This is a genomic window from Streptomyces sp. NPDC057616 (assembly GCF_042800575.1).
Lineage (GTDB): Bacteria > Actinomycetota > Actinomycetes > Streptomycetales > Streptomycetaceae > Streptomyces.
On the sequence record NZ_JBHVGU010000014.1, the window covers coordinates 66,672 to 82,281 of the forward strand.

Annotated in this window: 16 protein-coding genes; 3 read left to right on the plus strand and 13 right to left on the minus strand. The window is 72.2% G+C overall.

What is annotated here, in order from left to right; translation table 11 throughout:
* Positions 1-91: 91 nt before the first annotated feature.
* The 3 genes from ACFU97_RS19190 to ACFU97_RS19200 form a co-directional block, all read right to left on the minus strand.
* On the minus strand, positions 92-1,675 hold the full coding sequence (locus ACFU97_RS19190; protein ID WP_384257758.1) for a TROVE domain-containing protein: 1,584 nt from the start codon (positions 1,673-1,675) through the stop codon (positions 92-94).
* 380 nt (positions 1,676-2,055) lie between these two features.
* Entirely contained in the window at positions 2,056-3,501 is a 1,446-nt protein-coding gene (locus ACFU97_RS19195) for an alkaline phosphatase PhoX (RefSeq protein ID WP_384257760.1), read from the minus strand.
* 183 nt (positions 3,502-3,684) lie between these two features.
* The gene (locus ACFU97_RS19200) at positions 3,685-5,112 is read right to left on the minus strand and encodes a hypothetical protein (protein ID WP_384257763.1); all 1,428 of its coding nucleotides are present in this window, start codon (positions 5,110-5,112) and stop codon (positions 3,685-3,687) included.
* Positions 5,113-5,393: 281 nt separating this feature from the next.
* Here ACFU97_RS19200 and ACFU97_RS19205 point away from each other — a divergent pair, with 281 nt between their 5' ends.
* Positions 5,394-7,220, plus strand: coding sequence for an endonuclease/exonuclease/phosphatase family protein (locus ACFU97_RS19205; RefSeq protein WP_384257765.1), 1,827 nt, complete (start codon positions 5,394-5,396; stop codon positions 7,218-7,220).
* A gap of 43 nt (positions 7,221-7,263) precedes the next feature.
* Here ACFU97_RS19205 and ACFU97_RS19210 read toward each other — a convergent pair whose 3' ends face one another.
* The 6 genes from ACFU97_RS19210 to ACFU97_RS19235 all read right to left on the minus strand — a co-directional run bounded on the left by ACFU97_RS19210 (position 7,264) and on the right by ACFU97_RS19235 (position 10,559).
* Positions 7,264-7,998, minus strand: a complete 735-nt coding sequence (locus tag ACFU97_RS19210) for an SRPBCC domain-containing protein (protein WP_384257767.1) — start codon at positions 7,996-7,998, stop codon at positions 7,264-7,266.
* 23 nt (positions 7,999-8,021) lie between these two features.
* Positions 8,022-8,618, minus strand: coding sequence for an ArsR/SmtB family transcription factor (locus ACFU97_RS19215; protein WP_384257769.1), 597 nt, complete (start codon positions 8,616-8,618; stop codon positions 8,022-8,024).
* Between the two features lie 150 nt (positions 8,619-8,768).
* Positions 8,769-9,233 carry a DUF3618 domain-containing protein gene (locus tag ACFU97_RS19220; protein ID WP_384257772.1) on the minus strand — a complete coding sequence of 155 codons (465 nt, stop codon included), beginning with the start codon at positions 9,231-9,233 and terminating at the stop codon, positions 8,769-8,771.
* Positions 9,230-9,649: a phage holin family protein gene (locus tag ACFU97_RS19225; protein WP_384257774.1), complete on the minus strand. Its 420-nt coding sequence runs from the start codon at positions 9,647-9,649 to the stop codon at positions 9,230-9,232. Before ACFU97_RS19225 ends, ACFU97_RS19220 begins: the two co-directional genes overlap by 4 nt.
* Before the next feature lie 62 nt (positions 9,650-9,711).
* Complete coding sequence (locus ACFU97_RS19230; protein WP_384257776.1) at positions 9,712-10,398, minus strand: hypothetical protein; 687 nt, start codon at positions 10,396-10,398, stop codon at positions 9,712-9,714.
* Entirely contained in the window at positions 10,395-10,559 is a 165-nt protein-coding gene (locus tag ACFU97_RS19235; protein WP_384258103.1) for a hypothetical protein, read from the minus strand. Before ACFU97_RS19235 ends, ACFU97_RS19230 begins: the two co-directional genes overlap by 4 nt.
* A gap of 139 nt (positions 10,560-10,698) precedes the next feature.
* Here ACFU97_RS19235 and dapA point away from each other — a divergent pair, with 139 nt between their 5' ends.
* On the plus strand, positions 10,699-11,601 hold the full coding sequence (gene dapA / locus ACFU97_RS19240; protein ID WP_384257779.1) for a 4-hydroxy-tetrahydrodipicolinate synthase: 903 nt from the start codon (positions 10,699-10,701) through the stop codon (positions 11,599-11,601).
* A gap of 4 nt (positions 11,602-11,605) precedes the next feature.
* On the opposite strand, the gene ACFU97_RS19245 is transcribed toward dapA, so the two are convergent.
* Together ACFU97_RS19245 and ACFU97_RS19250 are read right to left on the minus strand one after the other, a co-directional pair.
* Positions 11,606-12,832: a WD40 repeat domain-containing protein gene (locus tag ACFU97_RS19245; protein WP_384257782.1), complete on the minus strand. Its 1,227-nt coding sequence runs from the start codon at positions 12,830-12,832 to the stop codon at positions 11,606-11,608.
* Entirely contained in the window at positions 12,829-13,389 is a 561-nt protein-coding gene (locus ACFU97_RS19250) for a SigE family RNA polymerase sigma factor (RefSeq protein ID WP_384257785.1), read from the minus strand. The genes ACFU97_RS19245 and ACFU97_RS19250 overlap by 4 nt, the downstream gene beginning before the upstream one ends.
* Positions 13,390-13,506: 117 nt before the next feature.
* On the opposite strand from ACFU97_RS19250, the gene ACFU97_RS19255 reads away from it, so the two are divergent.
* Complete coding sequence (locus ACFU97_RS19255) at positions 13,507-14,010, plus strand: hypothetical protein (protein ID WP_384257788.1); 504 nt, start codon at positions 13,507-13,509, stop codon at positions 14,008-14,010.
* Between the two features lie 13 nt (positions 14,011-14,023).
* Here the strand turns inward: ACFU97_RS19255 and ACFU97_RS19260 are convergent, their stop codons facing one another.
* Positions 14,024-14,527 carry a hypothetical protein gene (locus ACFU97_RS19260; protein WP_384257791.1) on the minus strand — a complete coding sequence of 168 codons (504 nt, stop codon included), beginning with the start codon at positions 14,525-14,527 and terminating at the stop codon, positions 14,024-14,026.
* A gap of 83 nt (positions 14,528-14,610) precedes the next feature.
* The gene (dapD, locus tag ACFU97_RS19265) at positions 14,611-15,600 is read right to left on the minus strand and encodes a 2,3,4,5-tetrahydropyridine-2,6-dicarboxylate N-succinyltransferase (protein ID WP_384257795.1); all 990 of its coding nucleotides are present in this window, start codon (positions 15,598-15,600) and stop codon (positions 14,611-14,613) included.
* Positions 15,601-15,610 lie beyond the last annotated feature (10 nt).

A 15,610-nucleotide genomic window follows, 5' to 3' on the forward strand; every position in this document is an offset into this window, starting at 1 on the left:
GTGAGAAGAGGGGGGGTTGGCGTCTTTCCTCCGTCCGCGGGCGTTTTCCTCCCCCTTCCCCCCTCGACCCCCCCCCCCCCCCCCCCGGCGCTCAGACCGCCCAGGGCCAGTCGGCGTCCCGGGCCGCCTCCAGCAGCGGAACCATGCGGAAGGCCGCGTCCGAGAGCCCTCCGAAGGTGTGCCGGTTCGCCGTGCCCGACGGGCCGTGGCCCGCGCGGTGGCCGGCGAGGTTCCAGGTGTAGACCGGCACCTGCGGCGGGACCTGCTCGGTCGGGTCGCCGTGGTGGCTGGGCGCGTACTGCTCGTCGGTGACGATCAGCACCCGGTCGTGCCCGCGGTAGTGCGCCCGGACCGCGCCGGTGGTGTCGGTGCCGCCCAGGTCGCCGAAGCGGCCGAGGATCCTCAGCACCGACTCGCCCTTGCGGTACCGGATCCCGTTGCTGGTGCTGCCGAACTCGACGAGATCCGCGCGCGCCGCCCGCAGCGCGAGCGCCGTGCCGAAGACCGCCGCCGCGTCGGCCCGGTTGAGCTCCGAGCGGTCGGACATCCGCGACCAGAACATCGAGCCGGAGCGGTCGACGAGCACGAGCGTCCGCCCGGGCAGCGCCGGCACGTTCGCCAGCGAATGACCGAGCGCCTGCTCCAGCGGGTACGCCCAGCGCAGCGAGGGCGCGTGCCGGTACGCGGCGAGGTAGCGGAAGGGGAACTGCCGCGAGCGCGCGACCTCGGCCGGGTCGCTGATCTTCGCCGCGACCCGGGCCGCGGCCTCGTCGCCGACCCCGGCCTCGTCGAAGTTCCGCAGGTTCCTGACCAGCGCCATCGCACCCATGGACGGGATCACCGCCTCCCAGGCCGCCCTGTCCATCGGCCCCTGGAGCCACCCGGCCAGCGCCTCCCAGGTCATCCCCGCCGCCGCCAGCCGCTCGGCGCCGCCCCGGGAGGTCACCACCGCGCGCCGCTCCTCCGCCGGCAGCGCCATCAGCTCGCGGTGCGCGGTGAGGACACGGTCGGCCACGGGCGGCGCCGCGGTGTCCGGGTTGTGCCGGCGGTCGAGCGCGTACTGGAACAGCGCGCCCTGCCACGGCTTGTCCGGGTCCGGCGCCGCGTGCACCAGGTTGAGGATGTCGCCGAAACGGTAGCCCTTGGACGCGGTGTCGTACTTCAGCAGCGACGTGCTGCTGTAGAGACGGCGTACGGCGTCGGCGATCCCGCGCTTGACGGGCTTCGGGACGCTGCGGCCGTACGTCGACGTCCAGTACCCGAGCAGCTCGCCGGGCTCGTCGGGACGCCGCAGCACGGAGGTCACGACCTGCCGGTTCGACGGTCCGTCGGTGGCGCCCGCGTCGAGGCGTGCCTTCACGTACTCCGCGGCCCCCACGATCGAGGCCGTACGGAGGTTGCCCTCCCCGCGCAGCCAGCCGAGAAGCCCCGCGGTCCACTCCGGGTCCTCGACGGCGAGCTGCCGCACGAGCCGCGCGAAGCGGTCGTCGCGGTCGGCACCGGTCTCGTAGAAGGTCCGCTGGGACACGAAGTTGGAGACCGCGAGCAGAAAGAGCTCGGAGCGCGCGTCGCGCTCACGGCCGCGGCCGCCCTCGTACGTACGCAGCACTCGGCCCGTGGAGGTGACCCGCGAAACGGGCCGCGCCTTCACGCCCTTGCGGTTGAATCGCGCCATGGTGAATTCCCCCGAATTCGTTGCTGTTTCGGAGGGAGGCGCAGCAAAAGGAATGCGCACGGAATCGACGGCACATGTGGAAGTCCCGGACACACACCTTGAACTGCGCCTCCCGAGATCGGATCGACGGCGGCATCGGATTCTCTGTGCAAAAGAAGTAGCCGCAGTCTGCGCACCGGGAGGTGCATGGAGTTGTGGATGTCCAGAGATCGAGACCGGCGGAACCGACGTAGGTGCTCTGGCCCCTGAGCTACACCGGCGTGTTGTACCGGTGGCGGGATTCGAACCCGCGACCGCCCCATTATCAGTGGAAGTAGGTCCTGCCTTCGCACCTGGACGTTCATCACTTTAGGAGGGCGGCCGCGGGCCGGGCGAGTGAATTAATCGCGCTTCTGGCGCTTCCAGGGACCCGTGATCGCCAGCATGATGCCCGGGGTCTGGATGTTGGCGTAGAGGGTCCTGCCGTCGGGGGAGAAGGTGACGCCCGTGAACTCGCTGTATTCGGGCTCCTCTTCGGTACCGATGTTGAGTTCGTTGCGGGCGATCGGGTAGGTGCGGCCGGAGTCGGTGGCGCCGAACAGGTGCTGCAGGCCCTCGCCGTCCTCGGCGATGACCAGGCCGCCGTACGGGGAGACGGTGATGTTGTCCGGGCCGTCGAAGGCGCCTTCCTTCGAGGGGTCCGGGTTGACGCCGATGAGGACCTTCAGGGTCAGGGTGCGGCGCTTGGGGTCGTAGAACCAGACGGCGCCGTCGTGCTGGACGGGGCTCTCGTCACGGGCGTAGGAGGAGACGATGTACGTGCCGCCGTCGCCCCACCACATGCCCTCCAGCTTGCGGGCGCGGGTGACCTGGCCGGCGGTGAACTGCTTGCGGACGGAGGTGGTCCTCGCGTCGCGGTCGGGGACGTCCACCCAGTCGACGCCGTAGACGGTGCCGATCTTCGTCGCGCGGGAGAGGTCGTCGACGAACTTGCCGCCGGAGTCGAAGCACTTGAAGGCCTGGAGCACGCCGGCGTCGTCGGCGAGGGTGCGCAGCCGGCCGCGGCCGTGGTGGAAGTGCTCGGGCGGGGTCCAGCGGTAGAGCAGGCCGTTGGGGCCGGAGGCGTCCTCGGTGAGGTAGAGGTGGCCGCGCCTGGGGTCGACGACGACGGCCTCGTGGGCGTAACGGCCCAGCGCCTTCAGGGGCTTGGGGTCGCGGTTGGCGCGGCGGTCGGCGGGGTCGACCTCGAAGACGTAGCCGTGGTCCTTGGTCATGCCGTTGGCGCCGGCCTTGTCCTCGGTCTCCTCGCAGGTGAGCCAGGTGCCCCAAGGAGTGCTGCCGCCCGCGCAGTTGGTGGAGGTGCCGGCGATGCCGACCCACTCGGCGACATGGTCGCGGCGGACCTCCACGACCGTGCAGCCGCCGGAGGCCGCGGGGTCGTAGACGAGTCCCTCGGTGAGCGGCACGGGGTAGGGCCACTTGGCGCGCGGACCGCCGAGTTCGTGGTTGTTGACCAGGAGGGTCGCGCCGCGGGGGCCGTCGAAGGTGGAGGTGCCGTCGTGGTTGGAGGGCGTGAACTCGCCCGACTCCAGCCGGGTCCTGCCGCTGTGCGTGATGACGCGGTAGGTGAAGCCGGCGGGGAGGGCGAGGAGGCCGTCCGGGTCGGGCAGCAGGGGGCCGTAGCCGACTCCCACGTGCCCGTGTCCCGGCTTCCCCTCCGCGCTCTCGGTGTCCGTGGACGCAAGGGCGTTCGGGGCGGTGGCGAGGGCGCCGACGCTGCCCGCCAGCGCGACCCCGGCACCCGTGATCGCGGATTTTCTGGCGAAGTCCCTGCGAGTGAGCGACATGGTGTCTCCTGTGACGGTGGGTGTGCCGTGGAGGGTGGCGACCTCGGGTCGGCGCCACCGTCCCGCCCACGTCTGAACGGGGGTTGAACGCAGGGCGACACCTCCGGATGCACTTCCATGAATCCGTCCGCATCGGACCACGGAAAGGGAAAGTCACCGCCCCTGCGACTCAGCCCCGCACGCTCAACTCCCCTGCTGCGAACGTGCCTTGAACGCCGCCTTGCGCGCTTCCTTGGCGATCCGCTTGTCGGGATGCAGCCGCCCCATGGCCTCCAGCACGTCCGCCGTCGCGGGGTGGTCGACGCGCCAGGCCGCGGCGAAGAAGCCGCTGTGCTGCGCGGCCAGCCCCTGCACCAGCTCCCGGAGTTCCTCCGAGTTGCCCTCGGCGGCCAGTTGCGCGGCGACCGTGTCGATGGTGAGCCAGAAGATCATCGCCTCGGAGGGCGGCGGCACGTCGGACGCCCCCTGCTCGGTCAGCCAGACCCGGGCGAGGCCGCCCAGCTCCGCGTCGTCCAGGACCTCGCGCAGCGCGGGCTCGGCCTCCCGGCCGACCAGCGACAGCGCCTGCTGGCAGCGCAGCCGGCGCAGCGGCGCCCCGGCGTCGGCGCCCCGGGCCGCGGCCAGCAACTCGCGTGCCGCGGTGAGGGATTCGCGGCGCGCCAGCCACTGCTCGGTCTCGGCCTGTGCCGCCGCCTGCGGGAAGGCCGACGTCCCGTCGAGGAGCGCGTCGGCCCCCTTGTCGGCGAGGTCGCCGACGGCGGGCGCGTCGAACCCGGCCTCCATCAGGCGCGAGCGCAGCCCGTAGCGGCCGAGGGGCGTCAGGCGCACCATGCCGTAGCGCGAGACGTCGGTGTCGTCGAGCGGCGCGGCGGGCTCCTCGTCGGCGTCCGCCATCAGCGCCTCGTCCACCGGCTGGTACTCCACGAGCCCGACCGGTTCGAGCAGCCGGAACTGGTCGTCGAGCCGCATCATCGCGTCGGAGACCTGCTCCAGGACGTCGTTGGTGGGCTCCCCCATGTCGCTGGGCACGATCATCGACGCGGCGAGGGCGGGCAGCGGCACGGGCGCCTCGCCGGGGCCGTCCTCGCTGACGGTGAGCAGGTACAGGTTGCCGAGGACGCCGTCGAGGAACTCGGCCTCCCCCTCCGGGTCCCACTCCAGCTGGGAGACGTCGATCTCGCCGTTCTCGTCGAGCGCGTCCTCCAGGCCGTCGAGGTCGGGCACGCTCGCGTCGGCGAGCACCGTCTCCAGCGCCTCCTGCCACACGCCGAGGATGTCGTGGGGCGAGCCCGAGGTGAGCAGGGCCAGCTCCTCCCCGGCCGTGACGGTGCCCTCGTCCTCGTCGTCGATCTGCACGAGCCCGGTGTCCACGGCGACGCGCCACGCCTCGCTCGTGAGGGCCGCGGCCTCGTCCCCGCTCAGCCCGAGCGCCTCGGCGGCGGCGGGCAGTTGCTCGTCGACGAGCCCGCCCCCGGCGTCGACCCGGGTCTCGGGGCCGGCCCAGCGGGCGAGCCGCGCGGCCCGGGAGAGCAGCGGCGTGGACAACGCGTCCCGCGCCAGCTCCGCTTCGGGGTGCAGCCGCACCGGCGGCAGGGGGGAGCTGTCTGACATCTGCTGCTTCTCCTCGGGCGTGTCGTACCACTCAGCCGCTCAGCCTAGACGGATTTACACCTATGCCGCCCGGTTCATCTACCGGACAACGGCTGTACATGGCCGAAACCTTGACAACTCGCGTGAGCAGGCAGGAGATTGACGCGCGTAGAAATCGGGCGGACATCTGTTCACCGGATTTCTACGCGCGTCGCGGACCGCTCCAGGGGGCCGCGGCCACAGACCGGTTTTACGCACCACCCTCGTCCCGGCGCCCACGCACGTCCCCGGAGGGATTCCCGTTGCCGAGCAAGTCTTCCGCGCGCCTCGCCGCGCTCACCGTCGCCGCCGTCTGTTCCGCGGCGTCCGCCGTCGCCCTGACCTCCCCCGCGCACGCGGACACCGTGCGCATCCATGACATCCAGGGCAGCACGCGCACGTCCCCGTACGCCGGCCAGAAGGTCACCGACGTGGCCGGAATCGTCACCGGCGTGCGCACCTACGGCTCCTCCAGAGGCTTCTGGATGCAGGATCCGACCCCGGACGACAACCCGGCCACGAGTGAGGGCGTCTTCGTCTTCACCAGCTCCACCCCGAAGGCCGCCGTCGGCGACTCGGTCACGGTCACCGGCACGGTCTCCGAGTACGTCCCGGGCGGCACCTCGTCCGGCAACCAGTCGGTCACGGAGATCACCAAGCCGACGGTCACCACCGTCTCCACGGGCAACGCGGTGCCGGCCCCGACGGTGATCGACGCGAAGTCGGTGCCCTCGGCCTACACCCCGGCGGGCGACACCGCCGCGAACGGCTCGATCAACGGCCTCACCCTGCAGCCGTCGAAGTACGCCCTGGACTACTACGAGTCCCTGGAGGGGATGAACGTCCAGGTCTCGGACGCCCGCGTGGTCACCGCCACCGACCCGTACGCCGAGCTGTGGGTCACGGTGAAGCCGCACGAGCACCCGACCCGCCGCGGCGGCACGCTCTACGGCTCCTACGACGCGCAGAACACCGGCCGGCTGCAGATCCAGTCGCTCGGCACGACCGCCGACTTCCCGGTGGCGAACGTCGGCGACTCGCTGACCGGCACCACGACCGGCCCGATGGACTACAACCAGTACGGCGGCTACACGCTCGTCGCCGGCCGGCTCGGCACGCTCAAGAGCGGTGGCCTGGAGCGCGAGACGACGAAGAAGCAGTCCCGCGGCGAGCTCGCGGTCGCGACGTACAACGTCGAGAACCTCGACCCGTCCGACACGACCTTCGCGGCGCACGCCTCCGCGATCGTGAACAACCTCCAGTCGCCCGACATCGTGTCCCTGGAGGAGATCCAGGACGACAACGGCGCGACGGACGACGGCACGGTCGCCGCCGACGTGACGGTGAACAAGCTGATCGACGCGATCGTCGCGGCCGGCGGCCCGAAGTACGACTGGCGCTCCATCGACCCGGTCAACGACCAGGACGGCGGCGAGCCCGGCGGCAACATCCGCCAGGTCTTCCTCTTCAACCCCGAGCGGGTGTCCTTCACGGACCGCGCGGGCGGCGACTCCACCACCGCGGTGGGCGTCACCAAGGTGCACGGCAAGGCCCAGCTGACGGCCTCCCCCGGCCGCGTCGCCCCGGCGGACACCGCGTGGGCCAACAGCCGCAAGCCGCTGGCCGGCGAGTTCGTCTTCCGCGGCAGGACGGTCTTCGTGATCGCCAACCACCTCAACTCCAAGGGCGGCGACCAGGGCCTGACGGCGCAGTACCAGCCGCCGGTGCGCAGTTCGGAGACCCAGCGCCACGCCCAGGCGACGCTGGTCAACTCGTTCGTCAAGAACATCCTCGACGTCCAGAAGAACGCCGACGTCATCGCGCTCGGCGACATGAACGACTTCGACTTCTCCGGCACCGCGCAGATCCTCGAGGGTGACGGCGCGCTGTGGTCGGCGATCAAGTCGCTGCCGAAGAGCGAGCGTTACACCTACGACTACCAGGGCAACCAGCAGGTCCTGGACCAGATCCTGGTCTCCCCGTCGATCCGGCGCGACTGCGACTTCGCCTACGACTCCGTGCACATCAACTCGGAGTTCCACGACCAGAGCAGCGACCACGACCCGCAGGTGCTGCGCTTCAAGCCGTAACCCCTGCGTGCCGCAACTCCGGCACGTGGCGACTCCGGCCTGATCAGGGCTGGTCGAACACGCCGTTCAGCCAGCCCTGCCAGGCGGCCTCGCACTCCTTGATGTCGGTGCCCGGCGTGAAGTCGTGCAGCGAGATGCCGACCGGGTGGCCCCAGTGGTTGCGCCCGAAGACGCGGGTGAGGCCCCGGTCGGTGCGCAGTCCGATGAAGTACGGGTTGCGGAAGTCGACCACGGCGTCGAACGTGTCGGGCCCGGTGACCGTCACCCGGGTGCCGGCGGACACGTCCTCGCCGACCCCGAGCGCCCGCCCGACGACCGCGAGGGCGTCGGCGGCCTTCGAGGCCTCGGGCCCGTCGAACGTCGCGAACGCGGCCGGCCGGGGCGCGAAGTGGACCAGGTACTCGCGCAGGGTGTGCAGATAGAAGTCGGTGTGCTTGGCGGCACCGTCGTACTGGTTGTCCCAGTCGTCGACGAAGATGCCGCTGTGCACGTACCGCACCCAGGCCCGCCGGCCCTCGTCGCGGGCCTCGATGGTGTAGTCGAGCTGGTTGAGGCTCTGCTCTGCGATGCCCTCGACGTCCGCGACGCGGTTGGTGTAGCGGTGCGGAGGGTCCCAGGCGGTGACCGTGGACCCGAACGGCCCGGTGCCGCCGACCTTGGGCTCCGGCGGCTCCATGGGCCACAGATAGCCGCCGGTTCCGGTGGTGATGGCCTCCCAGACCTGCTCCGGAGTGGCGTCGACCTCGAACTCGCGGGCGATCTCGAATTCCTTGGGCATGGTGGGCTCCTGACTGCTCCGGACTACTCCGGCTCGGTTGGCTTGAGGGTGGGGTGGACGGCCACGACGATCCGGTGGTCGCGCCCCGCGTCGGTGCCGGGCGCGTCGTACTTGCGGATCAGCGCGGTGACGCCGGCCGTCAGCTCCTGCACGAACGCGGCCCGGTCGGCCGCCGAGGCGAAGCGGACCTCGCCGTCGAGCGCGTACGTCGCCAGCCGCTTGCGGGCCTTGGCGGCGCCGGTGATCAGCGAGCCGACGTCGCGCACCAGGCGGGCGCCGAGGGCGAGCAGCCAGCGCGCGGAGAGCTGGTCCCGGAAGCGGTCCGGGTCCGGCTGCACGGCGGCGAGCGCGAGCGGCGAGATGACGTACGACGCCGCCGTCGCCCGCATCAGCCGCTCGGTGACGTTGCCCTTGCGGCGCTCCCCGGACAGTTCGACCAGGCCGTGCCGCTCCAGCGCCTTGAGGTGGTAGTTCACCTTCTGCCGGGGCAGGCCGACCTGGCCGGCCAGCATCGCCGCCGACGCGGGTCCTGCGGCGAGCTCGGCGAGCAGCCGGGCCCTGATGGGGTCCAGGGAGACGGCGGCGGCCTCGGGGTCCTCGATCACGGTCACGTCCAGCATGCGTCCACCGTCTCACCGAAAACTTTTTTTGTCCAGACGGATCGAGTTTTCGGTGAGAGGGAGGGCCGGGCAGGGGGCCCGGTCCGCGGACGCACGCAGGGGCCGGGTCAGCCGACCCGGCCCCTGCGTCTCAGCCGCTGCGCGCCCCGCCTACTTCTTGGGATACCTCCACCCCACCACCACGACCGTGACCAGCGCCGCGCCGATGAGGAGCACGGGCCGCGGATGGCGTGTCGCCGCCCGTACGAGCGGCCGCGCGGGCTGCGGCACGCCGCTCACCGCCCGGTGCTCCATCTCGTGCCCCGTCGACCGGGCCGTGTCCTGCGCGGAGTGCCCGGCCTTCACCGCCCGGTCCTGGACCTTGTGCCCGGCATGGGTGGCCTTCTCCTGCACGGTGTGGCCCGCCTGCGCGGCGGTGCTGCGCAGCTGCACGGTCATCGCGCCGGCCTTGTCCCTCAGGTCGGCCGCCCGCGCCTTCGCACGCCCCTTCACATCCATCTTGCCCGCCAACTCCTCGACTGTCCGACCGAGTTCACTGCGCGTCTGCTCGATCTGCCGGCGCAGCTCGTCGGGTCCCTTCGCGCCCGCCCGCGCGGGTGCCGCCTTGTCCGTCATCGGTGTGCCCTTTCCCTGATCTCCTCGACGTCGGCCCTGACGCTGCCGAGGGCCTCCTCCGGGGTGGGCGGCACGGCCTGTCGCAGCTGGGCGCGCCCCATCGCCGCGAGCACGCCCGCGATCACGAAGAGCACGCCGGTCACGATCAGGGCCGCGGCCCAGACGGACAGCACCAGGGAGAGGGCGGCGACGGCCGTGCCGGCCGACGCGAGCAGACCGGCGTAGGCGAACGCCCCCGCCGCGCCGAGGAGTCCGCCGCCGCGTCCGGCGCGACGCCCCTTGGCGGTCAGCTCCTCCTTGGCGAGGGCCACTTCCTGTCGTACCAGCCGGGAAAGCTGTTCGGTTGCCTGGCCGACGAGCTCGCCCACCGAGCGGTGCTCGTCGCGCACCGGCCCGGGGTGCATGGTCCCGGTCACGGCGTCGCCTCCTGTCGTGTTCCTTTCGTCCGGAACACTCCGGGTACCCCGGCCCGGAACGGCTACCCCTGCCGGTCACCGGGCCCGGACTCGCCGAGCCGCGAGAGCTGGGTCTGGAACCAGTCGAGGCGTGCCTGCAACAGGGCCGCCTCCGCGACGAGTTCGGGCACGCCGAGCCCCTCGGCCGACGGGAGGCCGGCCGCCACCGTCGCCGGGCCGCCCGCGATCACCCTGAGCCCCTCCCCCGCCAGCCGTGCGAAGGCGGCGAGCGAGACGGACGTACGGCCGCGGACGCAGCCCGCGCAGGAGGGGGCGAGCGCCCGCCAGCCGGGCCTGCCCCAGCCCGCGTCGGCCAGCGCGGCGGAGGCCGCACCGCAGACGCAGGGGCCGACCGTGGCGGTCCGCACCCGCTGGCGGGCGTAGCGGAAGCCGCGCTCGAACCGGATGAACGCGCCCAGCACGGACACCTCGAGCAGCACGGCCTCCCGGTGCTCGGCCGTGCACAGCATCGCCTCGGCGGCCGCGCGCTCGTGCACGCAGTGGAAGCCGCAGGCGCAGCGGCGGTTCGGCGCTCTGTGGCGCAGGCCGTAGACGCAGGACGCGTCGGCCACGACCCCGTACGGCAGCGCGCCGCCGAGCGACACACCGGTGAACCCGGCCCGGGTGCCGTCCTGGGACAGCACCGGGTGGGCGATCTTGTATCCGGTCGGCGGCTCCGTCGGGCGTTCCTCCGGAAGCCGCAGTCTCATCGGGCCGCCGGAACCTCTTCGGGGGCCTTCAGTTCCTGGATCTCCTCGGGGAGTTCGAGATCTTCGGGTTCCTGGGCCTGCACCTGCGGCCGCTCCTCCGCGACTCCCGTGGCCAGTGCCTTGCCGAGCTTCATGTCGCCTCCCATGACGCTGCCGGTCATCGTCCTTGGCCATGGTGACTCATGAAGGGCCACTTTGGACATAGGGCCCGTCTCCGACCTCGATGGCTCAGCGTTGCTTAGCCATACATCGTAGAAAAATTAAGTGGAGCTTCACTGTCGTCGCGCCGACACTCATCCCATGACGACTGCCGCCGCCTCCGCGCCCGCGTTCGGCCGTGCGCTCTGCGCCATGATCACCCCCTTCACCGAGGAGGGCGCGCTCGATCTGGACGGTGCGCAGCGGCTCGCCGGGCATCTGGTGTCGCGGGGGTGCGACGGCCTGGTGCTGTCGGGCACGACGGGCGAGTCCCCGACCACCACGGACGCCGAGAAGGCGGCGCTGGTCGAGGCCGTGCGGGAGGCGGTGGGCGGCCGGGCCTCGGTGGTGGCGGGGGTCGGGACCTCCGACACGCGGCACACCGTGGAGCTCGCCCGTCAGGCCGAGAAGGCGGGCGCGGACGGTCTGCTGGTGGTCAGCCCGTACTACAGCAGGCCGCCGCAGGACGCGGTGGAGGCGCACTTCCTGGCGGTCGCGGACGCGGTGGGACTGCCGGTCGTGCTGTACGACATCCCGGGCCGCACCGGCACTCGCATCGAGTCGGGCACGGTGCTGCGGCTCGCCGAGCACCCGAGGATCGTGGCGGTCAAGGACTGCTCCTACGACTTCCTGGCCGCGCAGAAGGTGCTGGCCCGCACGGACCTGGCGTACTACGCGGGCTGCGACGAGCACAACCTCGCGCTGTACGCGGTGGGCGGTGCGGGCTACATCAGCACGGTCGCGAACGTGGTCCCGGAGCAACTCCGGGCCGTCCTCGACGCGTTCGAGGCGGGCGACACCCCCGTGTCCGCCCGCCTCCAGCAACGCGCCACGCCGCTCGTCGAGTTGATGATGGCGGCGGGGCTGCCCGGCTCGGTCACCGCCAAGGCCCTGCTGCGCGAGCTCGGCCTGCCCGCTGGCCCGGTCCGCGCCCCGCTGCGGCCCGCCGGCCGGGAGGCGGTCGACGGGCTGCTCGCGGCGTACGCCGAGTGCGTGAACGGCTGACCGGTCAGCCCTCGGCGAAGAGGGGATCCCAGCGCCCGGCGTCCCCGTCGTGCCCCTTGCGGAAGCCGCTGAGCGGGATCTCCCTGGCGCTGCCGACGGTGACCAGCACGAGCCGCTGATGGAACTCGTTCTTGTCGTTCCTGCCGATGTCCCAGGCGATGAGCTGCTTGTCGCCGACCCAGGCGAGCAGCTGCTGCCCGCGCACCTCGGTCCGCCTGCCGGTCATGGCGTCGACGAGCCAGGAGGAGGTCTTCCACTTCTCGCCCGCGAAGTCACCGGCGACGAGCCTGCCGTTGGGCGACTTGCCCGCGTCGACGAACCACTCCAGATACTTGTCGCCCGCCGGCGCGGAGACGGCGTTGCCCTGCAGGTCCCAGAACTCCTTGCCGATCTTCCCGCTCGGATTGCCGGCCCAGACGTGCCGGCCGTCGTCGGTGAGGGAGAAGTCCTGGCGGTCGTTGAGCATCTCAAGGCCGCCCATGGGGTCGTCCGGATCCTTCTTCAGCTTCACCTCGGCCCAGGAGCCGGTCCCGGAGGCCACGTCGAGGACGTAGAAACCGGTGCGGCTCGTCTGCATCATCGGCCCCCAGTCGCCCTGGCCGTGGGGCTTGGACAGCCGGTCGGGATTCTCGGTGTACGTCGTCGCCACCAGCTTGCGGCCGTCGCGCGAGAAGGAGAGCCCGGCCACCTTGTGGTCGACCTGGATCCACCGCTCCACCTCGCCGGTGGTCAGGTCGAGCAGGCCGATCCGGGACGCGGGCAGGTCCTGCTCCAGGACGGCGGCCGTCTTCAGGCCGGGAGCGACGGCGACCCACGACCACCTCGTGGTCTTCACGTATCTGCCGGTCCGCTGGTCCAGCAGGTGGTAGGTGCGCCGGACGACGGCCGTGTCCTGGCTCAGCTTCACGGTGTCCGACACGGAGTACGCGGCCAGGGTCGTGTTCCCGGCGGAGAGCAGATCGCGCGGCGGCGACTGGTCCGGGCGGCCCTTGATGCCCTTGTGGTCCACGATGACGTCCGAGGGGCGGGTGTCCTTCCTGCCGGAGTCCAGCAGCGGTACCGCCACCGCGACGGCGACCACGGCGGCCGTGGCTGCGGCCACGGCCGCGATCCGGCGGGTGCGGCGGCGACGGTGCAGGGCCAGCACGCGGTCGGCCAGTCCCGGCCCGGCGAAGCCCTGCTCGGCGGCCTGCTCGCGCAGTGCGTCGCGTACGAGTTCGTCGACGTTCACGGACGCACCTCCATGGGCGAGTAGCCGCGGGACTCCGGCAGTTCGGCGTCCGCGGGGCCGAGCGCGGCCAGCTCCGGCGCCAGTGCGCGCAGCCGGGCGAGGGAGCGGTGGGTGGTGGAGCGGACGGTGCCCACGGAGCAGCCGAGCAGCTGGGCCACGTCGGCCTCCGGCAGGTCCTCGAAGTAGCGCAGGACCAGCACGGTGCGCTGGCGCGGGGTGAGCCGGCCGAGCGCCTGGCGCATCACCATGCGCAGGTCGGCCGCCGCGGCCGGGTCGGCGGGCTGCGGGTCGCGTTCGGGCGGCTCGGCGACGGTGACCTCGCGTCTGGGCCACTTCAGCCGCCAACGGCCGATCTGCTGGCGGTACAGGACGCGGCGCACGTACGCCTCGGGCTCCTCGATCCGCTGCCATTTCGCCGCCGCCCTGACGAGCGCGTTCTGCAGCAGGTCCTCGCCGGCGTGCCGGTCGCCGCCGCAGAGCAGCACCGCGGTCTTCAGCAGGGCCGACGACCTGCCGTCCACGAACGCGCGGAAGCTTTCGAGCCCTTCGGCATCCATCGTCACCTTCTCTTCCCCCGGCGCTCACCCCTGTGACCGCCCCTGTGTCCCTCGTGACGCTCCCGGCCGCCCGGCGCTATGCCTGCCCGGCCGAAGAATTTTCCGTACGTTGTTGCCGTGAGCCGCCCGCTGCTGTTCCTCGACGTCGACGGCCCCCTCAACCCGTGGGGCGCGCAGCCGTACGGAATCCCGGAGGGCTACACGCAGATCCTGGTCGCCCTGCAGCCGGGCCGCGCCCTGCCCGTGTGGCTGAGCCCCGCCCACGGCCCGGCCCTGCTCGCCCTCGGCTACGAGCTGTGCTGGGCCACGACGTGGATGGACGCGGCCAACCGCTGGATCGCACCCGTGGTCGGCCTGCCCGAACTGCCCTACGTCGACTTCGGCGCGGGCCTGTTCGCGGCCCGCCCCGACGGGGTGCACTGGAAGACGGAGGCGATCGTGCGGTACGCCGGGGGCCGCCCCTTCGCCTGGGTGGACGACGAGCAGAGCCCGGCGGACCGGCGCTATGTGACGGCCCACCACCCGGCCCCCGCGCTCCTCCACCGCGTCAGTCCCCGACTCGGGCTGCGCGAGGAGGACTTCGGGGCGCTGGCCAGGTTCGCGGCGGCGCTGCGGTCGTGACGGGGCGCGGCGCTCAGGCGCGGCGCCGCCCTCCGCGTGCCGCGGCCCGCCGGGCGGCCCAGTTCGCGATGACCATGAGGCCGGCGTAGATCGCGCTCCAGATCCAGCCGTTCGGCGGGTCCCGCAACTGGCCGAGGGCCCACAGGACCACCGTCAGGACCGACCACGTACCGATCCACCGGACGCCCGCGAGCCACACGGGCGTCTCCTCCACCGGGGCGGGCGGGTGAACCGGCGGCCACCCGTTGCGCTCGTAGTAGCCCTGGCGCCAGCGCTCCAGGCGGCACAGGAGCCAGAACAGCAGCCCGGCTCCCAGCCCCCACAGCGCCGACTGCAGCGCGAGCACCGGATCGTCGAACGCGGACACGGCCCACGCGCACAGCAGCCCGTTGAGGACGGCGGCGATCGCGCCCGTGACCACGGGATGCCGGGCCCAGAAGACCTGCACCTTGGGGGGCGGCTTGGCACCGCCGAGATGCCGGTCGACCGCAAGGAACGCCCGCCGCAGTATCTCCACAGAGAACTCCCCTCGCGGTGCTCACGCACGGGCGCCCTCCCGCCCGGAGACGGAAGGGCGCCCGGTGCTGGGTGCTGCCGGCGCTAGTTGTGGCTGTGCAGGATCTCGTTCAGGCCGCCCCAGACCGCGTTGTTCGGGCGGGCCTCGACCGTACCGGTGACGGAGTTGCGGCGGAAGAGGATGTTGGAGGCGCCGGAGAGCTCGCGGGCCTTGACGATCTGCCCGTCGGGCATGGTGACGCGGGTGCCCGCGGTGACGTACAGGCCGGCCTCGACCACGCACTCGTCGCCGAGCGCGATGCCGACGCCCGCCTCGGCGCCGATCAGGCAGCGCTCGCCGATGGAGATGATGACGTTGCCGCCGCCGGACAGCGTGCCCATGGTGGAGGCTCCGCCGCCGATGTCGGAGCCGTCGCCCACGACCACACCGGCGGAGATCCGGCCCTCGACCATGGAGGTTCCGAGCGTGCCCGCGTTGAAGTTGACGAAGCCCTCGTGCATGACCGTGGTGCCGGCGGCGAGGTGCGCGCCCAGCCGCACGCGGTCCGCGTCGGCGATCCGGACGCCCTTGGGGGCGACGTAGTCCGTCATGCGCGGGAACTTGTCGACCGAGGTCACCTGGAGGTGCAGCCCCTCGGCGCGGGCGTTGAGCCGGACCTTCTCCAGGTCGTCGACGGCGACCGGGCCGAGCGAGGTCCAGGCGACGTTGGCGAGGAAGCCGAACTGCCCCTCCAGGCTCAGGCCGTGCGGCTTGACCAGGCGGTGCGAGAGGAGGTGCAGCCGCAGATAGACGTCGTGCGTGTCGATCGGCTTCTCGTCCAGGGAGGAGATGACCGTGCGCACCGCGACCACCTCGACGCCACGGCGGGCGTCCGGGCCGATGGCCTTCGCCGCGCCCTCGCCGAGCAGCTCCACGGCCTGCTCGGCGGACAGCCGCTCGCTGCCGGCCGGGCCGGGCTGTTCGCTCAGCTCGGGCGCGGGGAACCAGGTGTCGAGAACAGTGCCGTCGGCGGCGATCGTGGCGAGGCCGGTGGCCACGGCGCCGGTGGTGCGAGGAGCAGTCGTGTCGGTCATGAGGGCAACC

Bases quoted from the DNA above. Each gene is read 5' to 3' on its own strand.
- ACFU97_RS19190 (WP_384257758.1), bottom strand. From the start codon at position 1,675: ATGGCGCGATTCAACCGCAAGGGCGTGAAGGCGCGGCCCGTTTCGCGG.
- ACFU97_RS19195 (WP_384257760.1), bottom strand. From the start codon at position 3,501: ATGTCGCTCACTCGCAGGGACTTCGCCAGAAAATCCGCGATCACGGGT.
- ACFU97_RS19200 (WP_384257763.1), bottom strand. From the start codon at position 5,112: ATGTCAGACAGCTCCCCCCTGCCGCCGGTGCGGCTGCACCCCGAAGCG.
- ACFU97_RS19210 (WP_384257767.1), bottom strand. From the start codon at position 7,998: ATGCCCAAGGAATTCGAGATCGCCCGCGAGTTCGAGGTCGACGCCACT.
- ACFU97_RS19215 (WP_384257769.1), bottom strand. From the start codon at position 8,618: ATGCTGGACGTGACCGTGATCGAGGACCCCGAGGCCGCCGCCGTCTCC.
- ACFU97_RS19220 (WP_384257772.1), bottom strand. From the start codon at position 9,233: ATGACGGACAAGGCGGCACCCGCGCGGGCGGGCGCGAAGGGACCCGAC.
- ACFU97_RS19230 (WP_384257776.1), bottom strand. From the start codon at position 10,398: ATGAGACTGCGGCTTCCGGAGGAACGCCCGACGGAGCCGCCGACCGGA.
- ACFU97_RS19235 (WP_384258103.1), bottom strand. From the start codon at position 10,559: ATGACCGGCAGCGTCATGGGAGGCGACATGAAGCTCGGCAAGGCACTG.
- dapA (WP_384257779.1), top strand. From the start codon at position 10,699: ATGACGACTGCCGCCGCCTCCGCGCCCGCGTTCGGCCGTGCGCTCTGC.
- ACFU97_RS19250 (WP_384257785.1), bottom strand. From the start codon at position 13,389: ATGGATGCCGAAGGGCTCGAAAGCTTCCGCGCGTTCGTGGACGGCAGG.
- dapD (WP_384257795.1), bottom strand. From the start codon at position 15,600: ATGACCGACACGACTGCTCCTCGCACCACCGGCGCCGTGGCCACCGGC.